Below are 23,767 nucleotides of genomic sequence, written 5' to 3' on the forward strand. Positions count from 1 at the left end.
ACTCTGCCAAATCTTCTTGGCAGAGTCATTTTGGGCTATTTTTGATCCTTTTCAAGCTCTCGCAAGACGTGAGGAAGCTCTGGAATAATGAGTTTTGTCATGGCTAAACGAACTGCTCCGGTAGAGCCTGGTGTGGCAAAGACCACTTTTTGGTTAACGACCCCAGCCGTTGCTCTAGACAAGATAGCGGCAGAACCGATGTCTTCTGTATAGCTGAGCATGCGAAAGATTTCACCAAAGCCAGGCAGCTCTTTTGAGAAAAGAGGGGTGATGGATTCAATGGTGACATCCCTTGCCGCGATACCTGTCCCCCCATTTAACAAGACGGCATCAATTTTCGGTTCACTTGTTCCTTCTAGCACAGCGTCTTGAATCGCTCCAATGTCATCTTTTACAATATCGTATGCAAGAATGAGATGTCCCTGTTCTTTGAGCAAATCAATCATGAGACGGCCGCTTTTATCCGTTTCCTTCGTCCTTGTATCACTGACTGTAATGACTTTTACATGAAGCCTCGCTTTCGCTTCTCGTTTATGCTCTTCAACGCTCATCGTTCGCACCGTCCCTTTCGCTTCGTATTGGACCACATTATAGCATGCTGCTTTGAACAAAAAAAAGCTCTTTTCCCATTAGGAAAAGAGCTCAGCGTGTAGACAAACCCTCGCATTCTTTGTCAGTCCTGCGTGCCGGTGCTCACGAATGTCAAATTCGCTCCGCGCCAGTACTCATCCTTCCTAGATTGCAAAGGTTTTCTATCACGCTGATAGGAAGACAAAGGGCTAAGAGCTTTACCATTTTATTACGCTAAGCGCATAACGTCTCTTGCAATCATCACTTCTTCGTTTGTAGGAATCACGATGACTTTCACAGGAGAGTGAGGGTAACTGATGAATGCTTCTTCGCCTCTCATGTTGTTAAGAGATGGATCCCAGTAAACGCCCATGAATTCTAGACCACGAAGTACACGTGCTCGCACTTCTGAACTGTTTTCACCGATTCCAGCTGTGAAGATAATCGCATCTACGCCATTCATTCTCGCTGCATAAGAACCGATGTATTTATGAATACGGCTCGCAAAAATATCAAGAGCTACTTCTGCACGGTCGTTTCCTTCTTCTGTTGCTTCTTCGATATCACGAAGATCACTTGAAAGACCAGACACACCTAAAAGACCACTCTTCTTATTTAAAGTAGAAAGAACTTCTTCAGCAGTATGTCCTGTTTTCTCCATAATAAATGGAATAAGGGCAGGGTCAATGTTACCTGAACGTGTACCCATCGCAACACCAGCAAGTGGTGTGAAGCCCATTGATGTATCGATTGATTTTCCGCCTTCTACTGCTGCGATACTCGCACCATTTCCAAGGTGACAAGAAATCAAACGAAGCTCTTCAAGAGGACGGCCTAATAGCTCTGATGCACGCTCTGTGACGAACTTATGGCTTGTCCCGTGGAATCCGTATTTACGAATACCGAAGTTTTTGTAGTAGTCGTACGGAAGGCTGTATAGGTAAGACTGCTCTGGCATTGTTTGGTGGAACGCTGTATCGAACACAGCAACCGCTGGAACGTCAGGCAGAATTTGTTTGAATGCTTTGATTCCTACAACGTTTGCAGGGTTGTGCAGTGGTGCAAGCTCTGAAAGCTGATCAATTTCATTGATCGCTTCATCTGTTAATAGAACAGAATCGCTGAACTTTTCTCCACCGTGAACCACACGATGTCCTACGCCATCAATTTCACTAAAGTCTTTGATGATGTTGAATTCAGTTAGTTTTTCAAGCAGCATTTTTACAGCTACTGCGTGATCTGGAATATCAGTGATTTCTGTTTTCTTTTCTCCATCTACAGAAATCGTAAAGATACTGTTGTCCATTCCGATTCTTTCAACAAGACCTTTCGTTAAAACGGTTTCTTCTGGCATGTCGAACAATTGGAATTTAAGAGATGAGCTTCCTGCGTTGATTGCAATAATTTTGGACATTCTTGTCGCTCCTTTTACTCAGTTGTTATATAAGGTTTCACGTTTTTTCCGGTGCTATATTCAACCTGTTTGAACGGGTCTTTTATAGTTTAACGATAAGTCCGAAAAATATCTGACTTTTTCATTTAAACATTGAAAACTTTGCATTTCAAGTACACCTTCGAACTGTTATCGCTTACATCGATAAGTCGTTATTTTCTGAATAGTAAAATAGCCAGAAATCACTCTGGCTATTCTTTCGTTTCTTTTTCTTCTATAAACCACTGGTCTAATTTTCTCATCACGCCAACCATCGCTTCCTTCTGTGAGAAAGATGGCAGATTGGCAAACAGCATCCGTTTGGGTGCTTGCAGCCCCTCTTTTTTCTTTTGCATGACAAATAAGCTTTTGGCGTGCTTTTTGTCTTTGAACATGGAGACTGGCAGCTGAATTAACGCATTCATATAAGCATGATCTTTAATGAAATCCTTTAGTTGCACACTTTCTTTTCCTTCAAACAAGTCGTTTGGAATGATGAAGAATAGGAAGCCGCCTTCTTTCGTGTAACGAAGACTTTGTTCAATGAATAAATGATGCGCAAAGGCATGACCTTCTTTTGCCTTTAATTCATAGTCCGCTGCACGCTCATCATTTGGGTAATAGCCGACTGGAAGGCTGCATACGGTGACATCTGCCGGTGAGATGAGAAGCGGCTCAAGGCTGTCCTGATGGAAAAGCTCTACTTCTTTCTCCTCTAAATTCGCCTGTGCCCAAGCAATTTTAATGAGTACATCATCAATTTCAGACGCAAAGCCGCGCTTTGTTTCTGCAGTGAGATTGTTTAAGACAGCAAGCAGTAAGTTTCCTGTTCCCGCTGCTGGATCAAAAACAACAAGCTCTTTTTGGCCTTCTAAAAATTTATTCACCAAATAGCTGACAAACAGTCCAATCGTATCTGGCGTCATTTGACGGTTTGGATGGGAAATGTCCTTTTGTCCTTTCAGTACGGCGAGCTGAAACGCTTTACGAATCTGCTCATGATCATAAGAGGCAAAATCTGCTTTCTCTATTAAGTCCTTCAGTAAACCGTTTCGATCATTTGCCTGGAAAAAGGCTTCTCCTGCTTCTGCCAATGCTTCAATATAGGAAATGCTCTGTTCCTTTTTCAATCGAATCGAGGCTGTATCGAGCAGCTCAAAAATAGTACTCACTTGATCTTTCTGCAATGCTTTTCTCTCCTCGCTTTGTTAAAAGCTATATGTTCTCATTGAAAAGAGCCCCATTATGAAGCCGGAGCTCTTGTCGATGCTGCTTTTATAACAGTGATTTCGCAGCTTCAATGGCTTTTTCATAATTTGGATGATTCGTTGCTTCGCTTACGTATTCAGTGTAAACCACTTTCCCGTTCGGGTCTAATACGAAAACAGCACGCGCCAATAAACGCAATTCTTTCATATATACACCAAACGCTTCACCAAAAGACATATCTCTGTGATCAGATAATGTTTCTACATTTTCAATTCCGTTTGCTCCGCACCAGCGTGCTTGTGCAAATGGAAGGTCTGCACTAATCGTATAAATATTGACCGGACCTAAACCGGCTGCCTCTTCATTGAAACGTCTTGTTTGTGCGTCACACACACCTGTATCAATAGAAGGAATCACTGAGATGACCGTCACTTTTCCTGCTAAATCAGAAAGTGAAACTTCCCCTAGTGAGTTCGTTAATACCGTAAAATCAGGAGCCTGCTCGCCTACTTTCACTTCATTTCCTACAAGCGTTACAGAACTCCCTTTAAATGTGATTGATGCCAAAACAATTCCTCCCTTATCAAATGTATGGTTCTATCATAGTAGAGAACGCAAAAAACTGCAAAGCCTAATCGTCCATTTTGAAAAAAAAGTTAACTGCAGCGCAGCTAACTTTTTAAAGGTCTATGTCATCTAGTTTTCGTTCTTTGTGGCGGTGCTCCCGTTCATCCTTCTTAAACATATGCTGAAGACGTTCAATTGCTTGAGGAGCAGAATCCAATATTTTATCAAGCAGATGTGTGTTTTCATCCAAATGAAGCATTCGAACTCCGTTTGTTCCCACAATTAAGAAGGCAATTGGTGTAATGGATACCCCGCCGCCGCTTCCGCCGCCAAATGGGAGTCTCGGTTCTTTTCGTTCTTGTTCATCAGAACGTTTTTCTTTCTTTTGGTTACCGTTAAATTCACTGCCGCCGGCTGCAAATCCAAAACCGACCTTTGACACAGTGAGAATGACGCTGCCGTCAGGGGTTTCGACTGGATCGCCGATGATCGTATTCACATCGATCATTTCTTTTAAGTTTTCCATCGCTGTCTTCATCAGACCTTGGATTGGATGATCTGCCATTTTCGGGTTCCTCCTTAAACAGATGATTCTTTCTTCGTTGCTTGAAGAGAGGCACTTTTTCTTGCCTTTCTCCCTTTTAACCAATGGACAAGTAATCGAATGGCTGCAAGCATAGCATGTCCAATACGAAAATAAGCTATACATGTAAAATGGGTCTGTGACACATTGTGCTGAAAGGCAGGAATGACTTCATATACCGGTTTATGCTTAAAGGTGAGATGCTCCTGCATAAAGGCAAGCAGTGCTCCTTTGACTGACCACACGCCGCCGGCTGCCACACCTGTTAAAGCGGCGTCATGAAAGCCGATCCATGTCGACCAGTGAAACGATACAATTTTGATGTGAATGAAGAACTTCCGCATGATCCGGTTTAGATCTACTATCTCTTTTGTGATGCGCTCCATTTGATGAAGGATTTGCTTCATATCACGTTTTCCCACTTTTTTATGCATGGATCCTTTTTCGTGACTAGGCGTTTTGGAGCTCGCCATTTTCTTTTCACGAATATCAATCGTTTGATCTTCCGGATTGACCCTCACCATCGGAATCTCTTTTTTGAGTCTGACCATTCCATATAAGGTGATGATCTTCAGCCCCATGTGGTCATTGTCATTTGCATGTGAATAATCCAGTGAAATGGTCACTTTCATGAAAATCAATAAGATCACAAGGAACAAAAAAGCTGCGATCCAAACGTAAAGCACTGTGCTCACTTCCTCCATAACAAATGATGCTTCCCCTACGATTATGGCTCTCATTCTGGATTTTATACCCAATCATCAAAAAAGAGTTTGACCGGCTTCGGTCAAACTCCCTTTGGTTACACGTTTGATTCTGTTTTTTCATATAGATGTTCATGGACGACCACTGTATCAGCAAAGTAGTCATGAACCCCTTGTTTTTTCGATGAGAACCCAACGACAGCATAGAGAACAAAAAGCGAATTAATATATCGTCCAACAATTTCTCTAAAGAAAATGACATCCCATGCCAGCTGCTTCTCAGGCTGAAGTGAGACCACTTTGATCCCAAACACCATCTTGCCGAGTGTTTGATGAAAAATTTTCGTCATGATGGCGAAATAAAGCAGGAAAACAATCGTCGTTGTGACGGAAAATGGAGAAAACCATCCTCCTCCTTTTGACCAGCCAAACAGACTAAAGATTGGAGAAACCGTCAAATGGTTAACACCCCAAACGACGAGCCAATCAAGGATAAACGCCCAAAATCTAATCCAAAAACCTGCAAAGGCCTGTGCTTCAATTGAAGCGCGCTTCGCAAGGGCGGGCTTCAATTCTTCCTGCTGGCTGCGGCTTTCGCTTACTTCATCGAATGTAGAATCCATCTATGATCCCTCCTTTATTTTGAATAGAGATACATCGGTTTAGACCCGTTTGAGCCAGCCAGTGTTTCTTTTAAATTCAGAAAATCAATTTCGCTTTTAAAGAGCTTGCTTGCACTCATATTCAGAAGAGAGTTCCAGCCAAAGCTTTGAGAATAGCTGATGACTTTTGCCCCTTTTAAGCCTTTTTCATTTTTCTTCATCGCTTTTAGTGCATCTTCATAGTATCCAAGCTCATCCACTAATCCGTTGGACTTCGCCTGTGTCCCGTCATATACTCGGCCATCGGCAATTTTCTTGACGTCCTGTTTAGACATGCCGCGTCCTTCAGAAATGACTTTGACAAACCCTTCATAGGAATTGTCGACCATGCTTTGCATGATGTCGCGCTCATCCTTTGTCATATCACGATTTGGAGACATGATATCTTTGAATTTCCCGCTCTTAATGGTTTCATATTTAATGCCTAAATTATCCGCCAGCTTTGAATAATTCAAGCTTTGCATGATCACGCCTAGAGAACCTGTTAATGTTTCAGGTGAAGCAAAGATTTTCTTCGCTGGTGTCGACACATAATAACCGCCAGAAGCTGCCATTGATCCCATGGATACGTAAATGGGCTTCTTCGCTTTTTTCACTTCTTCTAATTTTTTATGTATTTCAGCACTTTCATAGACACCGCCGCCAGGAGAATTCACTCGCAGCAGGACACCTTTTACAGATGCATCCTCTTTTGCTTTATCTAGTTCTTTTAAGAACGCACGATGATCATACGCTTCTCCGCCTAAAAGGCTTGATGCGCCGCCATTATCTTGAATCGTTCCATTAATCTCAAGAACAGCAATTTTACCTGCACCGCTGCCATCCTCTAGTACCTTCTCTTCTATTCCATCCCCGAATTGATAGCTCATTTTATTGTCATTGAAGCTTTCGAACAAGGCCATCGTGACACTAATGACAATTGAAGATCCGAAAACACCAAGTGCAATGATTAAGGCTACCCATCTTTTCGCATTCATCTCTTTCTCCTCCTTTTTTGTCTCACTTCATTCATACGAATATCCACATGAAATGTTTCACAGGAATTGTGGTTTTTTACATTTCATTTCAACATATGATAGCACCTATCTTAAATGACGATCAACTTTGCATCGTCTACTATGAGAAGCTCATGACGAAAAATTGGCTTTTTTATCCTCTCCCTACACCTAATAGTCTAGATGTTCACCACAACAAAACACCCAGACCATTCTTTCATTAGAAAACAGCTATTCAATTATGCTCAAAGTCAGTCATTTCGAATCACTTACATCGACTCATTTCTAAAAAAGCAAACCCTATCATGATAGGCGTCTTTCTAATGTTTTTACTTTCATATAAAAAAAGTGTAAAATGTGAGCAAGGGTTTACATGTAAGCCCTTTAATATTGGAAATCTATTTTTGACAACGAAGGGGAGAACGTCAATGACAGACAATCGTCGCAATGTATTTTTCTTTTACAAAAAAGATCATGAATTGGATGGACACATTTCTTCTCTGGAGAAGCTCGCTACTGATCAAGGCTTTCAAGTCGTAAAGCGTGCAGAGGATGCCCATATTATTGCTTCAATTGGCGGGGATGGCACATTTCTTCAAGCAGTCCGCAAAACGAATTTCCGTGATGACTGCTTGTATGTAGGGGTATCAAAAACTGAGAATTCGCATCTATACTGCGATTTTTCATTAGAACATTTTGATAAAATGATTGATGCCATGAACACCGAACAGATTGAAGTGAGAAAATATCCAATCATTGATGTAAGCGTTGACAGTACAAATCAGTTCCATTGCTTAAACGAACTGTCGATCCGCTCTAGCATCATTAAAACATTTGTCATCGATGTATATATAGATGATTTCCACTTTGAAACGTTTAGAGGCGACGGAATGATTATTTCGACTCCGACCGGCTCAACGGCCTACAATAAATCCGTAAACGGCGCCGTGGTTGATCCGATGCTCCCTTGTATGCAAGTGACAGAGCTTGCATCGCTTAATAACAACTCGTACCGTACGCTTGGCGCGCCTTTCATCTTAAGCAGTGGCCGCAAGCTGACGATGAAGGTCGTGCAGGACGGAAACGACCATCCGATTATCGGGCTTGATAACGAAGCGCTCGGCACAAAGCATGTCAAACAAATTGACATTGGCCTTTCAGGAAAAGTGATTAAAACGGTGAAATTAAAGGACAACTCATACTGGGAAAAAGTCAAACGCAGATTCCTTTAATCAAAAAGCTCCTATATGGGGCTTTTTTCCATGTCTTTTCATTCAAGGTCATGGTGTCTTTGAAAAGATATGGTATGATGTCACAAGTATGAATGTACGAAAAGGAGAACACGATGCCATTACAACATTTTGATCAATATCCATTAAGTGATGAATTGAAACAAGCGTTAGAAGCGCTTCACTTCCATACACCTACACCCGTTCAGCACGAGACGTTATCGGTTGCTTTTTCAAAGCAGGATCTAATCGTCAAATCTCAGACAGGCAGCGGCAAGACAGCAGCCTATGGTCTGCCTATATGTGAAATGGTGGATTGGGCTGAAAATAAACCTCAAGCTCTCATCCTCGTTCCAACGCGCGAACTTGCAATGCAGGTCAAACAGGACCTCACCAGCCTTGGACGATTTAAACGAATCAAAGCCGCCGCCATTTATGGAAAAGCCTCTTTTCAAGCACAAAAAATAGAGCTTTCACAAAAAAATCATATTGTATGCGGAACACCAGGGCGAATATTGGATCACCTAGAAAAGGGTACTCTTTCTTTAGAAAACCTCAAATTTTTCGTGTTAGATGAAGCAGATGAAATGCTGAACATGGGATTTATTGATCAAGTCTCTTCTATTATTCAGCATCTGCCGCCAAAGCGCATGTCGATGCTGTTTTCAGCGACGATGTCTGCTGAAATGAAGGAATTGAGCGAGCAATTTTTACAATCGCCAAAAGTGATTGAGATTGCACGTGAGGAAAAATCTGTACAGCAAATCACCCACACCGTGATTGAAACAGAGGAAGAAGCCAAATTCTCACTTCTCCAGCGAACGATCGTCATCGAAAATCCTGATAGCTGTATCATTTTCTGCAATACACAGGAACGAGTGAATGAACTGACCATGAAGCTGGACGATTGGGATGTTCCTTGCGACAAAATTCATGGGGGCATGAGGCAGGAAGACCGCTTTGACGTCATGGATGAATTCAAAAACGGTGAGTTCCGCTATCTAATCGCAACAGATATAGCAGCCCGGGGAATCGATGTAAGTGATATGACACACGTCATTCACTACGACCTGCCCTATGAAAAAGAACGTTATATTCATCGCACTGGAAGAACGGGTAGAGCGGGTAAAAGCGGGAAAACGATTGCGTTTATGACCAAGCATTCCCAGACGCTTATTGATGAATTAAAGCAAGAGGCCGGCATTGATTTTCAGCGTCAGCCTTATCCAACGAAAGAAGAAGCAGAACAGCATGTAGCAAGCTTCGAAGAGAAGATTGAAACACCTATTCAAAAGGAAAATAAACAGGCCGGCGTAGAGAAGGATATTATGAAGCTCTATTTTAACGGCGGAAAGAAAAAGAAACTGCGGGCCGTTGATTTCGTTGGGACCATTGCCAAAATAGAAGGCGTTGCATTCGATGACATTGGGATTATTACGATTCAGGACACGAAAACGTATGTCGATATTTTAAATGGGAAAGGTCCTCTTGTACTGAATGCCATGCGTCACACAACCATTAAAGGCAAGCAGCTAAAAGTACATGAAGCACGCTCATAAAAAGTGAAGGCCAAGCGCCTTCACTTTTTTATTGATGATGATACAGGGTCACAAACCGTGATACCATCAGCCTTTTTGATGTCCAACATGACAAATGTCATATCGAATACATGATGGGTGCTACTATGAGCATGACGCCTTTCCTTCTATACTTTGAAGTAGAAAGAAACGGAAAGGACTTGAACTTTCATGACGACTTCAACAAACACACAGCAGCAAGCCACTTTAAGAAAACAAGTAGGCCAATTTTCTGGTGCTGATTCAAAAAAAAGTATCATGCAGCTCTTTAATACATTTGTTCCATTTTTGGGGCTTTGGTTTCTTGCCTATTATAGCCTGAACATCTCCTACCTTTTAACCCTCTTCTTTGCGGTTATTGCAGCTGGTTTTTTAGTACGTGTCTTTATTATTTTTCACGACTGCTGCCACCAATCCTTTTTTAAACAGAAGCCGCTGAATCACCTGTTTGGTTTCTTAACAGGTGTACTCACCCTTTTCCCTTATCTTCAATGGCAAAGAAGTCATTCGATTCACCATGCCACAAGCAGTAATTTAGATAAACGAGGCACAGGTGACATTTGGCTCCTGACAGTGAAAGAATACGAAGAAGCATCTGTATGGACAAAAATTCGCTACAGATTTTACCGTAACCCTTTTGTGATGTTTATTTTAGGACCGATCTTTGTTTTTCTCATTCAAAACCGGTTCAACGTCAAAGGTGCTCGTAAAAAAGAGCGCTGGAATACCTATTTCACAAACGTATCGATTGTTTTGCTCGCAGGGGCGACCTATCTCCTTTTTGGCTGGCAAGGTTTGTTACTTGTCCAAGGTCCAATATTTCTAATTTCTGGATCAATTGGTGTATGGCTGTTTTATGTGCAGCATACGTTTGAGGATTCTTACTTTGAAGCTGATGAGCATTGGAATTATGTGCAGGCAGCTGTAGAAGGCAGCTCATTTTATAAACTGCCAAAGCTCCTTCAATGGTTAACAGGCAATATCGGTTATCACCATGTCCATCATTTAAGTCCGAGGGTACCGAATTATCATTTAGAGCATGCTCATGAGCATAGTGAGCCGCTTCAAAATGTTCCAACCATTACGCTGAAAACAAGTATTGATTCAATGAAATTCAGACTTTGGGATGAGGAAACAAAAGCATTTGTTACCTTTAGAGAGGCGCGCCAGACGAAAAGCACACCTGTCATCAAAGGAGACATTCTCAAGAAGAATGCATAAACGACGCAAGCTCTTTCTTACAATAGAAGGAGCTTGTTGGTATTTGCAGGATGCGGCATCGTGTTCAATTTGATAAAGTAGTGAAAAAGAATGAAAATGGAAAAGGTGATTCACGGATGAAAAAACAACTTAAAATTCAAAAATTGCATGGGATTTCCCCATATATATGGGCCGTTTTTTTCATCCTGCCCTTTTATTTTATCCTTAAGACGCCTTCGACTTTAGGTATTGTGATCGGCATCATTTTAAACGTCATCTTTTTTGCCGTGTATCGTTTTGCCTTTGTCGCAAAAGGCTGGGCTTTATATGTATTCGGCCTTCTATTGATTGCAATTTCTACTGGCTACGTGATGCTCTACAGCTACATTTATTTCGCTTTTTGCATCGCCTATTTCAATGGACATATTAAAAGAAAAGTACCTTTTTATATCTTATACTATATTCATGTCGGGAGCGCCGCTGTTGCGGTGAACTTTAGCTTGATTTTAAAAAAGGGATGGTTTCTCACACAAATTCCTTTTGTTGTGATCACACTCATTAGTGCCATTCTCCTCCCTCTCAGCATTCGAAGCAGGAAAGAACGTGAACGGCTTGAAGAGAAATTAGAAGATGCCAATGAACGGATCGCCGATCTTGTGAAGCTTGAAGAAAGGCAGCGCATTGCACGTGATCTGCATGACACCCTTGGCCAAAAGCTTTCTCTTATCGGTTTAAAGAGTGACCTTGCTCGAAAACTCATCTATAAAGATCCTGAACAAGCTCGTGCCGAACTAAAAAGCGTCCAGCAGACCGCTAGAACGTCTCTTAATGAAGTGCGGAAGATCGTTTCCTCCATGAAAGGCATTCGAATCAAGGATGAAATGTCGAACATAAAGCAAATTCTCGAAGCGGCCGGGATTGAATTGATCTATGATGAAAAGGGAGCACCGAAACACATCTCTCTTCTCAATGAAAACATTGTGAGCATGTGCATAAAAGAGGCCGTTACGAATGTCGTTAAACATAGTGAAGCTACTGTCTGTAAAATCACCATTCACCAAAAGGCAAAAGAAGCCGTCATCACGGTTGAAGATGATGGAACATTTAAAGGAGATCACCCCTCCTCTCAAACGAAGGGACATGGCCTTTTAGGGATTAGAGAAAGATTGGAATTTGCAAATGGACGCCTTCATATTGAGACAAAACATGGGACGAAGCTGATCATGAGCATTCCAAATGATTCAGCAGCCAAAGAATAGGAGGGAATGAAATGATCAACATCTTTATCGCAGAAGATCAGCAAATGCTGCTTGGTGCACTCGGTTCACTACTTGATTTAGAAGACGATATGACGGTTGTTGGAAAAGGCACAAACGGCCAGGACGCCATTGATTTTGCTAAAAAACACCCCGTTGATATATGTTTAATGGATATTGAAATGCCAGGGAAATCTGGACTTGATGCAGCCGAAGAACTCAAGGAATCAGATGTGAGAATCATCATTTTAACAACCTTTGCCCGTTCTGGATATTTCCAAAGGGCGCTGAAAGCTGGCGTTAGCGGCTATATGCTGAAAGACAGCCCAAGTGAAGATCTGGCAAGTGCCATTCGCAGCGTGATGAAAGGAAAAAAGGTGTACGCCCCGGAATTGATGGAGGATTTATATAGCGACGAAAATCCTTTAACCGAACGAGAAAAATCCGTCCTTGAACTCGTCGCAGACGGCAAAAACACAAAAGAAATTGCAAAGGAACTCAGTATTAAAAGCGGCACTGTCCGTAACTACATTTCCATTATTTTAGATAAACTAGAAGTCAAAAACCGAATTGAGGCCATCACACGCTCTAAAGAAAAAGGCTGGTTTAAATAGAAAAAAGATCAGGTCATACGCTGCCTTGATCTTTTTTTCTTTCTAAAAGATTCCCTCTATTTTTTATCAGCAACTGACAAAATGTAATTGACAACAGACCGCAGTCTTATGATATGATATCCAAGTGATAATAATTATCATTATCACTAATACAACCAAATATCCGGCATATATGCCGATTTCAAAGGAGTCTACATTCATGAAGAAAATATTGTTCCCTCTGATGCTCATCTTTGTACTTGCGTTGAGCGCATGTGGCAATAGCAGCAACTCTTCCTCAAATAAAGGAAAACAATCAACGTCAGACAAGATTACATATCAATCTGAAAATGGCCCTGTTAAGCTGCCAGCGCATCCAAAACGTGTCGTTGTTCTCGGCTCTTACACGGGCAATGTCATGTCACTTGGTGTGAACCTTGTTGGCGTTGACTCTTGGTCAAAAAAGAATCCACGCTTCCAAAAGGAATTAAAAAATGTGGAAGAAGTATCGGATGAAAATGTAGAAAAAATCATGAAGCTAAAGCCTGATGTCATCATTGGCTTAAGCAATACAAAAAATGTAGAGAAACTGAAAAAAATCGCACCAACGGTCTTGTTCACGTATAACAAAGTCGATTACCTTCAGCAGCACATTGAAATTGGAAAAGTATTAAACAAAGAAAAAGAAGCCAAAGCATGGGTGAAAGATTTCAAAGAACGCGCAGCTGAAGCTGGAAAAGAAATCAAAGCAAAGATCGGTGAAGATGCGACTGTTTCTGTATTTGAAAGCGGCACAAAAGATCTTTATGTGTTTGGAGATGCATGGGGTCGCGGTACAGAAATCCTCTATCAAGAAATGAAACTGAAAATGCCTGAGAAGGTTAAGGAAAAAGCGTTAAAAGCCGGGTACTATGCAGTTTCGCAAGAGGTCATCCCTGAATTTGCTGGAGACTATATGATCATTAGCAAAAACAGTGAAATGGACAATTCCTATCAAAACAGTGAAATCTACAAGTCCATTCCTGCCGTGAAAAAACATCGTGTGTTCGAAGCAAATGCTGAAGAATTTTACTTTAACGATCCACTCACACTTGAATATCAACTATCATTCTTTAAAAAGCATTTTTTAGGTAAATAAGCTGAAGCAAGGGACCTCTTCCCTTGCTTTTTTCTTGTCTGCTTCTAGCGGCAGCGCCTTTTTTCCGCTACAATTACATACAAGCTAATTCAAAAAGTGTGGTGCTGGTTTTGTTTAAAATTTTGCTGATTGAGGACGATACAACCCTCTTCCAAGAAATCAAAGAACGCTTAGTTAACTGGTCCTATGATGTCTATGGGATTCACGATTTTCATCAGGTCATGCAGGAGTTTACTTCCATCCAGCCTGATCTAGTCATTATTGATATTCAGCTGCCAAAATACGATGGCTTTCATTGGTGCCGGATGATTCGGCATCATTCAAATGTTCCGATCATCTTCCTCTCATCTCGAGACCACCCTGCTGATATGGTCATGTCGATGCAGCTCGGTGCCGATGATTTTGTGCAGAAGCCCTTTCACTTTGACGTCCTCATCGCCAAAGTAAGTGCTGTTCTTCGCCGCGTACATGATTATAATGCAGAACCGGCCAACTTAAAGGTTTGGTGCGGCGCTACCATTGACCTAGAAAAAAACACCGTGACAAATGAACACGGTGAGGTTGAATTAACGAAAAATGAATTATTTATTCTCAAGGAATTGGTTCAGCATAAACATCATATCGTCAGCCGGGAATCACTCATACAAGCGTTATGGGAGGATGAACGATTTGTGAGTGACAATACGCTGACTGTCAACGTCAATCGCCTCAGAAAAAAACTTGACGAGATCTCCCTTGGCACCTTCATTGAAACAAAAGTAGGTCAGGGTTATCTTGCAAAGGAAAAGGATGATCAATGATGCTGCAAGCATTTTTAAAAGAACGAAGAAGCTGGATTCTGTTCTTTCTTAGTTTGCAGCTTCTCATTCTTTTTGTTGCGTTTTTGGATACGACCATTCCAATGGCTTCTCTTTTTTATATTGTGTTACTGTCTACGTTACTCATGATCGTCTTTCTCTTTTTCCGTTATCGAAAAGAAACGGCTTATTATCAAATGCTGGAAGAATGGGACGAAAACATTGAGCATCAAATGCGGCTCGCTCCCTCTTCCCCATTTGAACAACTCGTACATGATGCAACGTCAGAGCAAATCGACCGCTACCGGCAGATGGCGGCTGAGCAGAAAATCGCCCTTGAAGAAGAAAAAGATGAACTGCTTTCATGGATACATGAGGTCAAAACACCGCTCACGGCGATGCACCTAATGATCGACCGCTTAACAGAACAGCCGCTGAAATCAAATATGACGTATGAGTGGCTCAGAATTCATTTATTACTCGATACCCAGCTGCACCAAAGCAGAATACGTCATATCGAAAATGATTTATTTATTGAAAAGCTGGATCTGCATAGCATCATAGCGAAAGAAATCAAAGCTCTCCAATCATGGTGCATGCAAAAAGGAATTGGCTTTGAACTGGCGCTTGAAGAACGCGGCGTATTAAGTGATACAAAATGGTTATCCTTTATGATCAGACAAGTGCTGACAAACGCAGTCAAGTACAGCCATTCGTCTGATATTGTCATCGAAAGCAGACAAATAAATGAACAAGTTGTACTGTCAATCACAGATCAAGGCAGAGGAATTGACCCAAGAGACGTGTCTCGTATTTTTGAAAAGGGCTTTACCTCCACAAGACATCACAATGACACCGCCTCAACGGGAATGGGGCTCTATTTAACCAAAAAAGGAGCAGACGCTCTTCATATCACGATCGAGGTCAACTCCACTATAGATCAAGGTACAACCTTCACCTTGATCTTTCCGAAAAAGAATGATTTTGTTCATATTGCGAGCATGTGACAATAATGTCACATGCTCGTCTGTTTTGTTCGCCAAATCGAAGGAAGCCGGTCCGGCTTCTTTTTATACTAGAGTTATCAATTAAAAAGAAAAAGGGGTTCGACATATGAACATTTTAGAAGCGCGCAAGCTATATAAAAGCTACGGAAATAAATTCAACAAACAAGAGGTGCTCAAAGGCATTGATCTGACCATAGAAGCTGGAGAATTTGTCAGCATTATGGGGCCATCAGGCTCGGGGAAAACAACACTTCTGAACGTATTGTCATCTATCGACCATGTGTCCAGCGGATCGATTCGTATCGCAGATGCTGATATGACTCAAATGAAAGATCAACAGCTCGCTGAATTCAGAAAGAAACAGCTTGGCTTTGTCTTTCAGGATTATAACTTACTTGATACACTCACGGTCAAAGAGAACATCCTTTTGCCATTATCGATCTCCAAAACACCTAAAAAAGAAGCTTTTGAACGTTTTCAACAGCTCGCTGAGGATATGGGGATTTATGAACTAAGAGACAAATATCCGAATGAACTATCTGGGGGACAAAAGCAGCGGACATCGGCGGTTCGTGCCTTCATTCATGAGCCTAGTCTCATTTTCGCTGATGAACCAACTGGGGCACTCGATTCCAAATCTGCATCTGATTTACTCAACAAGCTGCAAGATTTTAATCAAAAACGAAAAGCGACCATTGTGATGGTCACACATGATCCTGTCGCCGCCAGCTATTCAAGACGAGTCATTTTTATCAAGGATGGACAGATTTATACACAGTTGAATAAAGGCGCTTTAGAGAGAAAGATGTTTTTCGAAGATATTATGAAAACGCAAGGTGTCTTAGGCGGTGTGAAGCATGAACATTAATCAGCTCGTCTTCCGAAACCTGAAGAAAAATTTGAAGAATTACTACTTATACGTGTTCGCTCTTATATTTAGTGTGGCGCTCTATTTTTCTTTTGTCACATTGCAGTATTCACCAGCACTTGATGATGTGAAAGGGTCCATTAAAGGCGGTGCTTCGATTAAAGCCGCTTCGATCCTGCTCATTGCCATCGTCGGCATCTTCCTGTTATATGCGAATAGCATTTTCATTAAGCGCAGAGGGAAAGAAATCGGCCTCTTGCAGCTCATTGGGATGACCAAACAAAAAATTGCCAGACTGCTCAACGCAGAAAACTTTATCCTATACATGATCGCCATGGCTCTTGGCATATTCGCCGGATTTATCGGTTCAAAGCTCATGCTGATGGTGTTATTTAAAGTGACCGGCGTGAACGCCATCGCCAATCTTCATTTTTCAGGCATGGCCCTTCTGCAAACACTCATTGTCTTTCTATTGATTTATGTATTGATTATGCTGAGAAATAGACGTTTTATTAACAAGCAGACGATTTTATCTTTGTTTAGAACAACGTCTTCTACAGAGCAGCGCGTAAAAAAAATCTCTGTGTTTGAAATCATCATTGGGGTTTTCGGTATTGTCTTGATCAGCTCAGGCTATTACATTTCTTCTCAGCTTTTTACTGGCACATACACGTCAATGCTTTCGCTATTTTTAGCCATGATTTATATTCTAGGCTCTGTCATAATCGGTACCTTTCTTTTTTATAAAGGCTCTGTTTCGTTCATTGCCAATATCGTACGTAAAAGAAAGAATGGCTACCTAGCCATTCATGAAGTCTTGTCTCTGTCATCCATTATGTTCCGGCTTAAATCAAATGCACTGCTTTTAACAATTATTACAACCGTATCTGCACTTGCGATCGGTTTGTTATCCCTTAGCTACATTTCCTATTACTCAGCAGAAAAAACCGCTGAACAACAAATTCCAGCTCATTTCGTCATGGGCTCAGAGAAGGAAGCAGCCACCTTCACTCGTGCACTTTCTGACAAACATATTGCTTATGACAAGCAACAGTTCAAGGTCATTCAAGCTGATTTTGATGCAAAAAAGATCATTGATACAGAGTTAAGCAGTTTGAATAAGAATCCAGAAGTATTGACACTACCTGTGATCAGTGAGAAGAACGTACCAAGCATTCATGCGGAGAACAACGAAGTCATCTTAAGCGGCTACAATGATTTATTGAAAAAATTCATGCCGATTAAAAGTTCAGGTGATGTGAAACTTCTAATAAAGAAACCACTTGATTTAAAAGTCATTGATATGAAGAAAGATCACTTAATCTCTTACCGGTTCACTGCTGGCGGCCTGCCTGTTGCCGTTGTTAGTCAAAGCGTCTTTGAACAGCTGGACCAAAACAAGGATCCTAAGCTGCAGCTTGAGAATAACCAATATATTGCGGTCAATGTAAAAGATGAGAAAAATCTTGAACAAGCCAATGACGTCTTTACTTCTTTAAAACTGGGCGATGACAGCATGTCTCAATTAGCTTCAGCTCAGCAGCAAAAGCAAACAATAGGATTGATGATGTTTGTGGTCGGATTCTTAGGTCTAAGCTTCCTTGTCACATCAGGCTGTATTTTATACTTCAAACAAATGAATGAAAGTGAAGAAGAACAAAGCTCGTACACGATCTTACGTAAGCTTGGCTTTACTGAAAAAGATCTATTAAAAGGCATTCGGCTCAAACAGCTGTTTAACTTTGGGATTCCGCTCATCATCGGATTGCTGCACAGCTACTTTGCTGTACAGTCAGGCTGGTTTTTATTCGGCGGTGAACTGTGGACACCAATGCTCATCGTCATGTCGATTTATACCGTTTTGTATTCAGTCTTCGGATTCCTGTCAGTTCAGTATTATAAAAAAGTCATTAAAGAATCCTTGTAATCTATTCCCCATAGGCCTCGCCTATGGGGTGCTTGATTTAGGATGGTGTTGATTCAAACTTATGCGATAAAATATGGTCTCTTGCCGCATAAGCTTTTCGTTTCACCTCTTCTAGGTTCACACCGACAAGCTTCCCGTTTTGCTTCACTGCTTTTCCAGCAACATAGACAGCATCAACATTTGAAGGATGTGCCGTTTGGACAACCGCTCCAGCTGGATCTGTCATCGGCAGAAGATTCATGCTTGTCCGATCAATCAGGATGAAATCAGCTTCTTTCCCAGGTGAGAGTGACCCAATTTTATCATCAAGCTGCAAGGCACGTGCTCCGTTTATCGTCGCAGCTTCAAGCATTTGATGAGCAGAGAGCCCAAGTTCAGGTCCTGGCATCGTCCCCTCCATCAACAAAGATTGATTTTGGATCGCCCGCTCTGCCTGAAGCCCGAATTTCATTTGTGTAAACAAATCTCCGCCTGTCGCTGTCACCACATCTACACCAAGTGTTGGAAGAACGCCTTGTTCAATCGCAAGACCTGTCACGGGATAACCGTGCCCCATCATCATTTCAATTTCAGGTGTAATAGATATTGAGCTTCCACTGTCTGCCAGCATTTTCATTTGATCCGCATCAATTGCATTGATATGCACCATGTTCAGATCCGGTCCGAGTAACCCTGCTTTATGAAGCCGCTCAATCGAGCGATCCTCCGCTCCCCAATTCCCAAAACCGATGTGCATACTGCATAGTGCATCTAGAGACCTGGCTGTTTCGATTTCAAATACCGAGGTCTCCCATGAGGAAAACTCAGGTCCACGAATCGCAAGTCCCATCGTCAGCAGCTGATCTGTTGATTGAAAATGTGCTTTTTTCACGCGGGCTGCGTCTTCCATATTGGTGAGTGTGCTCTCCCTATCCCAATATTCAGCATCTCCAGAGGTACCAAAAGCAAAAACAGCCCGAATGCCCGCATCTTTTAATCCTCCAATGAGCTCATCTGTATGATCCATTGAATTAATCATCGTCCAGTCTAAAAATGTGGTCACCCCTGCATCTAAAGCCTCTAATGCCCCTAAATAATTGGCGATTCGATCGTCTGGTGGACGTCTCATCGCCCCATAGTTGCCATAATATATTTTGCTCAAATACGTCTGCAAAGACCAATCTGTCCCTATGCCCCGGATGACAGACTGCCACACATGACGATGGGTATCCACAAGCCCTGGCATGATGACCATATCGGATGCATCGACAATGTCTGCATCACTTGCGTCAATCGAAGGTGCGACTTCTAAAATGTGCGTCCCTTCAATTAGTAGATCTCCCTTTTCTAGAAAACCTAAAGATGGATCAAGTGTTATGAGAGCTGCATCTTTAAACAATGTTTTCTTCATCTATATCCCCCTTTTCATATGACGAAGATGAGTCACCCACCCTCTCTGTCATTTTAAAACAGAACAGGATCAAATTAGAAGAAAAGTGACTCAAACAAATGTTTTACGAGCTCATTTTTCGAAAATAGTTGTATATCCGTTTTATCTTGACGTCATGTTTGCCTTTTGGACTTTCCATCATGCCAAATTCAAAGAACTTCACAGGTTTGATTCCGATATATTGTAAAAGGGCTCGTTTCATTAACATCTTGTGAGCATTTTGCAAAAAGAAGAATGGATAATTTGCCGGCCCTTGCACTTGCATAGTTGATACACAAACAGCGCTTTTTCCTTTTAACAACCCTTCTGGAAGCAGCCCGCCTGTTTGACGATAGGCGAAATTCGCAGCAAACATGCGATCGATAAAGCCAAGCAGCATGGCTGGCGGCCGCCCCCACCAAATCGGATAAACGAACACGATTTTGTCCGCCCATTTGATCTTTTCCTGATACACCTGAATGTCAGGATCCTTATGCATATCACGCCTTTTTTTCTCTTCATTAAAATAAGAACAGGATCAAATTCTTCTTGATATAAATCAATGATCCTCACTTCATGAGCCTTTGGATTTTCTACACTACCTTTGACGATTTCTTTCAAAAAAGCACCATTTAAACTATTGTGATGAGGGTGAGTATAAATAATGAGTACATTCATGTTTCGTCTCCTTTAGTTATCATTTGATAACAAAATAACGCACCCAATCTATTTAGTTGTCAAATGATAATTGTTTTTTGATAACTAAATTTGGTATGTTACGTAGGAGGTGAAAATCATGAAAAATCCACATTTCTTCAAGGAATTCGTAGCATTTGCTACCACATTTTCTGAGCGCAAACATGATTTGATGAACAAAGTCAAACCATCTGACTTAACGCCATTACAATATTTGATTCTAGAACAACTAGCTGTCAGTGAACCGCTTACACCTAGTCAAATCGCTGATTGCCAGCACATGTCTCTACCAAATGTCAGCAGAGAACTGAAGAAACTACATGAAAAACAATTCATTGATAGAGAGGAAGACCGAGATGACAAACGAAAGCATGTCATTATGCTTTCTGAAAAAGGCCGAGCCTGTATGAACGAAGCATTTCAGCATATTGAATCAATGCTCATTGGCAGCCTATCTTCCTCAGAAATAGAACAAATGGATGACATCGTACAAGCTCTCCGCCTATTAAATCAAACGATTTTTAAACAATGAACATGAAAAAAGCATGAGCGTATCGCTCATGCAAAGGATCTTTTGAATTCTTTAATGAAGTGACGCTAAAAGATACGTAATCAAACCGACGATGGGAATCAGCGGGATCATCAGCTTCAATGTTTTATTCGTATTCTTATATAAATTCCACATTAAAACTGGTATACCAAATGTGATCGTATCAAAGACAGCCAGCACTGCACCTTTACGCTGTTCTTTATGAGCCATTCTGAAAACCTCCAATTCACCAAGCTATTGACAATATCATTTCTAAAAAACTACATCAATTATAAGTAGCATATATCCTATTTTTTATGATGTCCTTCGGGTAATTGAATCTCACCGCTTCTAGAAAAAAACTTGATGTCACTGGAACTCCCATTCCAAAATGCAACCAAAAAAGCGCCGATACTTTCCATTCAACTTCTTTCATGACCTATTTGAGGATCATTTTCGTGCCATCTCTTTTTCTCTATGTACCCTTTAACCAATGAGTTGATATGCGATGTATAACGCGACCAGCCAGATCATGATCGCCGAAGCTTTATTGATACGGTTCATCCACTTGCCGTTTGTATCTAACTTCCCTAACATTTTCCCTAAAAGAGCAAGCCCGATAAACCATAACCACGAGACAATGATACAGACCAGTGTAAACGCCACTTTTTCAGCACCGCTATATTGAAGAGAATTCGTACCAATTACACCAATTGTATCTAGAATCGCATGAGGATTTAAAAGTGAGACTGAACAGGCAAATACGATTTGTTTTCTCGCAGGCATCATGTCTGTCTTCTTTTTATCACCTGAAATGAGCTTGTGTTCCACACCGACCATCCCATATAAAGTAAAAAACAAAATCTAATGATATAAAGACCGATTTGCAGCATAGGAATGGTTAACACCACAACCGAAACACCGATGACCGCTAGAGCAATCAAAAGTGTATCACAAAGAGCCGCTGTGATGACAACAGGCAGCACGCGATACAATCGAGGCTGAAGCGCTCCTTGTTGAAATACAAATACATTTTGAGCTCCCAAAGGTAATATAAGACCAAAGGCAAGCACAATTCCATGAATGATAGCAATGGACATCTTCAAACATTCTCCTTTTTCCAGTAATTCCTACACATTTTAACATAGAACATCATGAACGCATTCTACAAATTTTCATTTGTCCTATAAAAAAAGCGCTGGATGTTTTCCATCCAAGCGCTTCTAGTTTCATCAATCATTATGCTTTTCGCGCAAGCTCTCTTTCTCTCAGCTCGACACGACGAATTTTCGCTGACGGTGTTTTTGGCAGTTCGTCAATGAACTCGATTTCTCTTGGGTATTTGTAAGGTGCTGTTGTATTTTTCACATGTGTTTGCAGCTCTTTGATGAGCTCATCACTTTGTGCAGATGCATCACGCAGGACGACGTACGCTTTGACGATTGAGCCTCTGATCTCATCTGGGCTAGCCACGACAGCACATTCTTTCACTGCGTGGTGTTTGATCAGTGCATCCTCTACTTCAAACGGCCCAATGGTATAGCCTGAGCTGACAATGATGTCATCTTTGCGGCTTTCAAACCAGAAGTACCCATCTTCGTCTTTTTTCGCACGGTCACCCGTGATAAAGTAGTTTCCGCGGCGCTGCGCCTTTGTACGCTCTTCATCTTTGTAGTATTCCTTGAATAGAGCCGGCGTTTCAAGATGAACCGCAATGTCACCAATTTCTCCTGGAGCGCATACGTTGCCGTCCTCATCAATGATGTCCACTTCGTTGCCAGGGGTTGGTTTTCCCATACTGCCAGGCTTGATGTCCATTCCTTTTAGCACCCCTACTAAAAGTGTACTTTCTGTTTGGCCATACCCATCTCGTACTTCTATATCGAAATGGTTTTTGAATGTATCGATGACTTCACGGTTCAGCGGCTCTCCCGCAGAAACAGCACTATGAAGCTTCGGCAGCTCGTACTGACTCAAGTCATCAACTTTGGCCATAAACCGATATTCTGTTGGTGTACAGCATAGGACATTGATTTCATTTTTTTGAAGCAATTCTAAGTACGTATTAGGATTAAACTTTCCTCCGTATACAAAGCCTTCCGCTCCACTTCCTAAAACAGATAAGAGGGGACTCCACACCCATTTTTGCCAGCCTGGACCTGCTGTCGCCCATACTTTATCTCCTTCATGAATAGAGAGCCATGCTTTAGCAGCTGTGCGTAAATGTGCATATGCCCAGCCGTGTGTATGCACAACCCCTTTTGGATTACCTGTTGTGCCTGATGTATAGGATAAAAACGCCATGTCTTTCCGTTCTGTTTGAGCCATTTGCAGCTCGCTTGATTGCTGATCCTTTTGCGCTAGAATGTTTGTCCAGCCATGATCGTTTTCACCAATCGAGATTGTTTTAAAATCATTTGGCTGATTCGTGCCCTCGAACGATTGAATGAATGACGCGTAAACGATCGCTCCCTTTGCGTCTGCATGTTCAATTCGGTAATCTAAATCCTTCGCACGAAGCATTTCTGAACAAGGAATGACGACCATCCCTGTTTTCAAAATAGCTAAATAAATGCTGTATGCCTCTAGCATGCGCGGCACCATCACAATGATTTTATCGCCTTTTTTAAAGCCTGCCTTTAATAAAACATGGCCAATTTTATTCGCCTCTTCCACTAATGCTGCATAAGTCACATGCGCTTCATGACCATTTCCGTCCTGCCAGTGCAGGGCCATTTTCTTCCGGTCATGACTGAACGCTTCAATCTCACTGACTAAGTTATATTGTTCTGGTGCAATTAAGTCTTCTCTTTTCATGGT

General features: G+C 41.6%; 22 protein-coding genes and 2 pseudogenes. 11 read left to right on the plus strand and 13 right to left on the minus strand.

Annotated elements, in window-relative coordinates; all coding sequences use genetic code 11:
* Positions 1–35: 35 nt before the first annotated feature.
* From ACSLGF_RS07805 to sppA, 8 genes are all read right to left on the minus strand, one after another.
* Positions 36–551, minus strand: a complete 516-nt coding sequence (locus tag ACSLGF_RS07805) for a MogA/MoaB family molybdenum cofactor biosynthesis protein (RefSeq protein WP_456004123.1) — start codon at positions 549–551, stop codon at positions 36–38.
* Positions 552–799: 248 nt separating this feature from the next.
* Positions 800–1,984 (minus strand): acetate kinase, encoded by a 1,185-nt coding sequence (locus tag ACSLGF_RS07810; protein WP_456004060.1) that lies wholly within the window; start codon positions 1,982–1,984, stop codon positions 800–802.
* 230 nt (positions 1,985–2,214) lie between these two features.
* Positions 2,215–3,189, minus strand: coding sequence for a class I SAM-dependent methyltransferase (locus tag ACSLGF_RS07815; RefSeq protein ID WP_456004062.1), 975 nt, complete (start codon positions 3,187–3,189; stop codon positions 2,215–2,217).
* A gap of 88 nt (positions 3,190–3,277) precedes the next feature.
* Positions 3,278–3,778: a thiol peroxidase gene (gene tpx, locus ACSLGF_RS07820; RefSeq protein WP_456004064.1), complete on the minus strand. Its 501-nt coding sequence runs from the start codon at positions 3,776–3,778 to the stop codon at positions 3,278–3,280.
* Positions 3,779–3,890: 112 nt separating this feature from the next.
* Positions 3,891–4,343, minus strand: a complete 453-nt coding sequence (gene ytfJ / locus ACSLGF_RS07825) for a GerW family sporulation protein (RefSeq protein ID WP_099681457.1) — start codon at positions 4,341–4,343, stop codon at positions 3,891–3,893.
* 14 nt (positions 4,344–4,357) lie between these two features.
* Positions 4,358–5,065, minus strand: coding sequence for a DUF2953 domain-containing protein (locus ACSLGF_RS07830; RefSeq protein WP_456004066.1), 708 nt, complete (start codon positions 5,063–5,065; stop codon positions 4,358–4,360).
* A gap of 98 nt (positions 5,066–5,163) precedes the next feature.
* On the minus strand, positions 5,164–5,688 hold the full coding sequence (locus ACSLGF_RS07835; RefSeq protein WP_456004069.1) for an RDD family protein: 525 nt from the start codon (positions 5,686–5,688) through the stop codon (positions 5,164–5,166).
* Positions 5,689–5,702: 14 nt separating this feature from the next.
* Complete coding sequence (gene sppA / locus ACSLGF_RS07840) at positions 5,703–6,704, minus strand: signal peptide peptidase SppA (RefSeq protein WP_456004071.1); 1,002 nt, start codon at positions 6,702–6,704, stop codon at positions 5,703–5,705.
* Positions 6,705–7,150: 446 nt separating this feature from the next.
* Between sppA and ACSLGF_RS07845 the strand changes: the two genes are divergently transcribed.
* The 10 genes from ACSLGF_RS07845 to ACSLGF_RS07890 all read left to right on the plus strand — a co-directional run bounded on the left by ACSLGF_RS07845 (position 7,151) and on the right by ACSLGF_RS07890 (position 18,314).
* Entirely contained in the window at positions 7,151–7,954 is an 804-nt protein-coding gene (locus tag ACSLGF_RS07845; RefSeq protein ID WP_456004074.1) for an NAD kinase, read from the plus strand.
* A gap of 113 nt (positions 7,955–8,067) precedes the next feature.
* Positions 8,068–9,510 (plus strand): DEAD/DEAH box helicase, encoded by a 1,443-nt coding sequence (locus ACSLGF_RS07850; RefSeq protein ID WP_456004076.1) that lies wholly within the window; start codon positions 8,068–8,070, stop codon positions 9,508–9,510.
* A gap of 189 nt (positions 9,511–9,699) precedes the next feature.
* Entirely contained in the window at positions 9,700–10,749 is a 1,050-nt protein-coding gene (locus ACSLGF_RS07855) for a fatty acid desaturase (RefSeq protein ID WP_456004079.1), read from the plus strand.
* Between the two features lie 116 nt (positions 10,750–10,865).
* A complete protein-coding gene (locus ACSLGF_RS07860) occupies positions 10,866–11,987 on the plus strand; it encodes a sensor histidine kinase (protein ID WP_456004082.1) in 1,122 nt (373 codons plus the stop codon).
* 11 nt (positions 11,988–11,998) lie between these two features.
* Entirely contained in the window at positions 11,999–12,598 is a 600-nt protein-coding gene (locus tag ACSLGF_RS07865) for a response regulator transcription factor (protein ID WP_099726873.1), read from the plus strand.
* A gap of 199 nt (positions 12,599–12,797) precedes the next feature.
* Entirely contained in the window at positions 12,798–13,715 is a 918-nt protein-coding gene (locus ACSLGF_RS07870; protein ID WP_099726872.1) for an iron-hydroxamate ABC transporter substrate-binding protein, read from the plus strand.
* Between the two features lie 110 nt (positions 13,716–13,825).
* Entirely contained in the window at positions 13,826–14,515 is a 690-nt protein-coding gene (locus ACSLGF_RS07875; RefSeq protein WP_327924856.1) for a response regulator transcription factor, read from the plus strand.
* Entirely contained in the window at positions 14,515–15,519 is a 1,005-nt protein-coding gene (locus ACSLGF_RS07880; protein ID WP_456004084.1) for a sensor histidine kinase, read from the plus strand. The genes ACSLGF_RS07875 and ACSLGF_RS07880 overlap by 1 nt, the downstream gene beginning before the upstream one ends.
* 106 nt (positions 15,520–15,625) lie before the next feature.
* A complete protein-coding gene (locus ACSLGF_RS07885) occupies positions 15,626–16,387 on the plus strand; it encodes an ABC transporter ATP-binding protein (RefSeq protein ID WP_249704957.1) in 762 nt (253 codons plus the stop codon).
* The gene (locus ACSLGF_RS07890; RefSeq protein ID WP_456004086.1) at positions 16,377–18,314 is read left to right on the plus strand and encodes an FtsX-like permease family protein; all 1,938 of its coding nucleotides are present in this window, start codon (positions 16,377–16,379) and stop codon (positions 18,312–18,314) included. Before ACSLGF_RS07885 ends, ACSLGF_RS07890 begins: the two co-directional genes overlap by 11 nt.
* Before the next feature lie 37 nt (positions 18,315–18,351).
* On the opposite strand, the gene ACSLGF_RS07895 is transcribed toward ACSLGF_RS07890, so the two are convergent.
* Both ACSLGF_RS07895 and ACSLGF_RS07900 read right to left on the minus strand, forming a co-directional pair.
* The gene (locus ACSLGF_RS07895) at positions 18,352–19,704 is read right to left on the minus strand and encodes an amidohydrolase family protein (protein ID WP_456004089.1); all 1,353 of its coding nucleotides are present in this window, start codon (positions 19,702–19,704) and stop codon (positions 18,352–18,354) included.
* 103 nt (positions 19,705–19,807) lie between these two features.
* A pseudogene (locus ACSLGF_RS07900) lies at positions 19,808–20,400 on the minus strand (NAD(P)H-dependent oxidoreductase).
* Between the two features lie 118 nt (positions 20,401–20,518).
* Here ACSLGF_RS07900 and ACSLGF_RS07905 point away from each other — a divergent pair.
* On the plus strand, positions 20,519–20,950 hold the full coding sequence (locus ACSLGF_RS07905; protein WP_456004091.1) for a MarR family winged helix-turn-helix transcriptional regulator: 432 nt from the start codon (positions 20,519–20,521) through the stop codon (positions 20,948–20,950).
* Positions 20,951–21,001: 51 nt separating this feature from the next.
* Here ACSLGF_RS07905 and ACSLGF_RS07910 read toward each other — a convergent pair whose 3' ends face one another.
* The 3 genes and pseudogenes from ACSLGF_RS07910 to mbcS form a co-directional block, all read right to left on the minus strand.
* Entirely contained in the window at positions 21,002–21,178 is a 177-nt protein-coding gene (locus tag ACSLGF_RS07910; protein WP_456004093.1) for a hypothetical protein, read from the minus strand.
* 255 nt (positions 21,179–21,433) lie between these two features.
* Positions 21,434–22,047: pseudogene (locus ACSLGF_RS07915) on the minus strand (LysE/ArgO family amino acid transporter).
* Positions 22,048–22,186: 139 nt separating this feature from the next.
* Positions 22,187–23,764, minus strand: a complete 1,578-nt coding sequence (gene mbcS / locus ACSLGF_RS07920) for an acyl-CoA synthetase MbcS (protein ID WP_456004096.1) — start codon at positions 23,762–23,764, stop codon at positions 22,187–22,189.
* Positions 23,765–23,767: the final 3 nt, after the last annotated feature.

This window comes from Bacillus sp. A015, from assembly GCF_053851875.1.

Bases quoted from the DNA above. Each gene is read 5' to 3' on its own strand.
- ACSLGF_RS07805 (WP_456004123.1), bottom strand. From the start codon at position 551: ATGAGCGTTGAAGAGCATAAACGAGAAGCGAAAGCGAGGCTTCATGTA.
- ACSLGF_RS07810 (WP_456004060.1), bottom strand. From the start codon at position 1,984: ATGTCCAAAATTATTGCAATCAACGCAGGAAGCTCATCTCTTAAATTC.
- ytfJ (WP_099681457.1), bottom strand. From the start codon at position 4,343: ATGGCAGATCATCCAATCCAAGGTCTGATGAAGACAGCGATGGAAAAC.
- ACSLGF_RS07830 (WP_456004066.1), bottom strand. From the start codon at position 5,065: ATGGAGGAAGTGAGCACAGTGCTTTACGTTTGGATCGCAGCTTTTTTG.
- ACSLGF_RS07835 (WP_456004069.1), bottom strand. From the start codon at position 5,688: ATGGATTCTACATTCGATGAAGTAAGCGAAAGCCGCAGCCAGCAGGAA.
- sppA (WP_456004071.1), bottom strand. From the start codon at position 6,704: ATGAATGCGAAAAGATGGGTAGCCTTAATCATTGCACTTGGTGTTTTC.
- ACSLGF_RS07845 (WP_456004074.1), top strand. From the start codon at position 7,151: ATGACAGACAATCGTCGCAATGTATTTTTCTTTTACAAAAAAGATCAT.
- ACSLGF_RS07850 (WP_456004076.1), top strand. From the start codon at position 8,068: ATGCCATTACAACATTTTGATCAATATCCATTAAGTGATGAATTGAAA.
- ACSLGF_RS07855 (WP_456004079.1), top strand. From the start codon at position 9,700: ATGACGACTTCAACAAACACACAGCAGCAAGCCACTTTAAGAAAACAA.
- ACSLGF_RS07860 (WP_456004082.1), top strand. From the start codon at position 10,866: ATGAAAAAACAACTTAAAATTCAAAAATTGCATGGGATTTCCCCATAT.
- ACSLGF_RS07865 (WP_099726873.1), top strand. From the start codon at position 11,999: ATGATCAACATCTTTATCGCAGAAGATCAGCAAATGCTGCTTGGTGCA.
- ACSLGF_RS07870 (WP_099726872.1), top strand. From the start codon at position 12,798: ATGAAGAAAATATTGTTCCCTCTGATGCTCATCTTTGTACTTGCGTTG.
- ACSLGF_RS07880 (WP_456004084.1), top strand. From the start codon at position 14,515: ATGCTGCAAGCATTTTTAAAAGAACGAAGAAGCTGGATTCTGTTCTTT.
- ACSLGF_RS07885 (WP_249704957.1), top strand. From the start codon at position 15,626: ATGAACATTTTAGAAGCGCGCAAGCTATATAAAAGCTACGGAAATAAA.
- ACSLGF_RS07890 (WP_456004086.1), top strand. From the start codon at position 16,377: ATGAACATTAATCAGCTCGTCTTCCGAAACCTGAAGAAAAATTTGAAG.
- ACSLGF_RS07895 (WP_456004089.1), bottom strand. From the start codon at position 19,704: ATGAAGAAAACATTGTTTAAAGATGCAGCTCTCATAACACTTGATCCA.
- ACSLGF_RS07905 (WP_456004091.1), top strand. From the start codon at position 20,519: ATGAAAAATCCACATTTCTTCAAGGAATTCGTAGCATTTGCTACCACA.
- ACSLGF_RS07910 (WP_456004093.1), bottom strand. From the start codon at position 21,178: ATGGCTCATAAAGAACAGCGTAAAGGTGCAGTGCTGGCTGTCTTTGAT.
- mbcS (WP_456004096.1), bottom strand. From the start codon at position 23,764: ATGAAAAGAGAAGACTTAATTGCACCAGAACAATATAACTTAGTCAGT.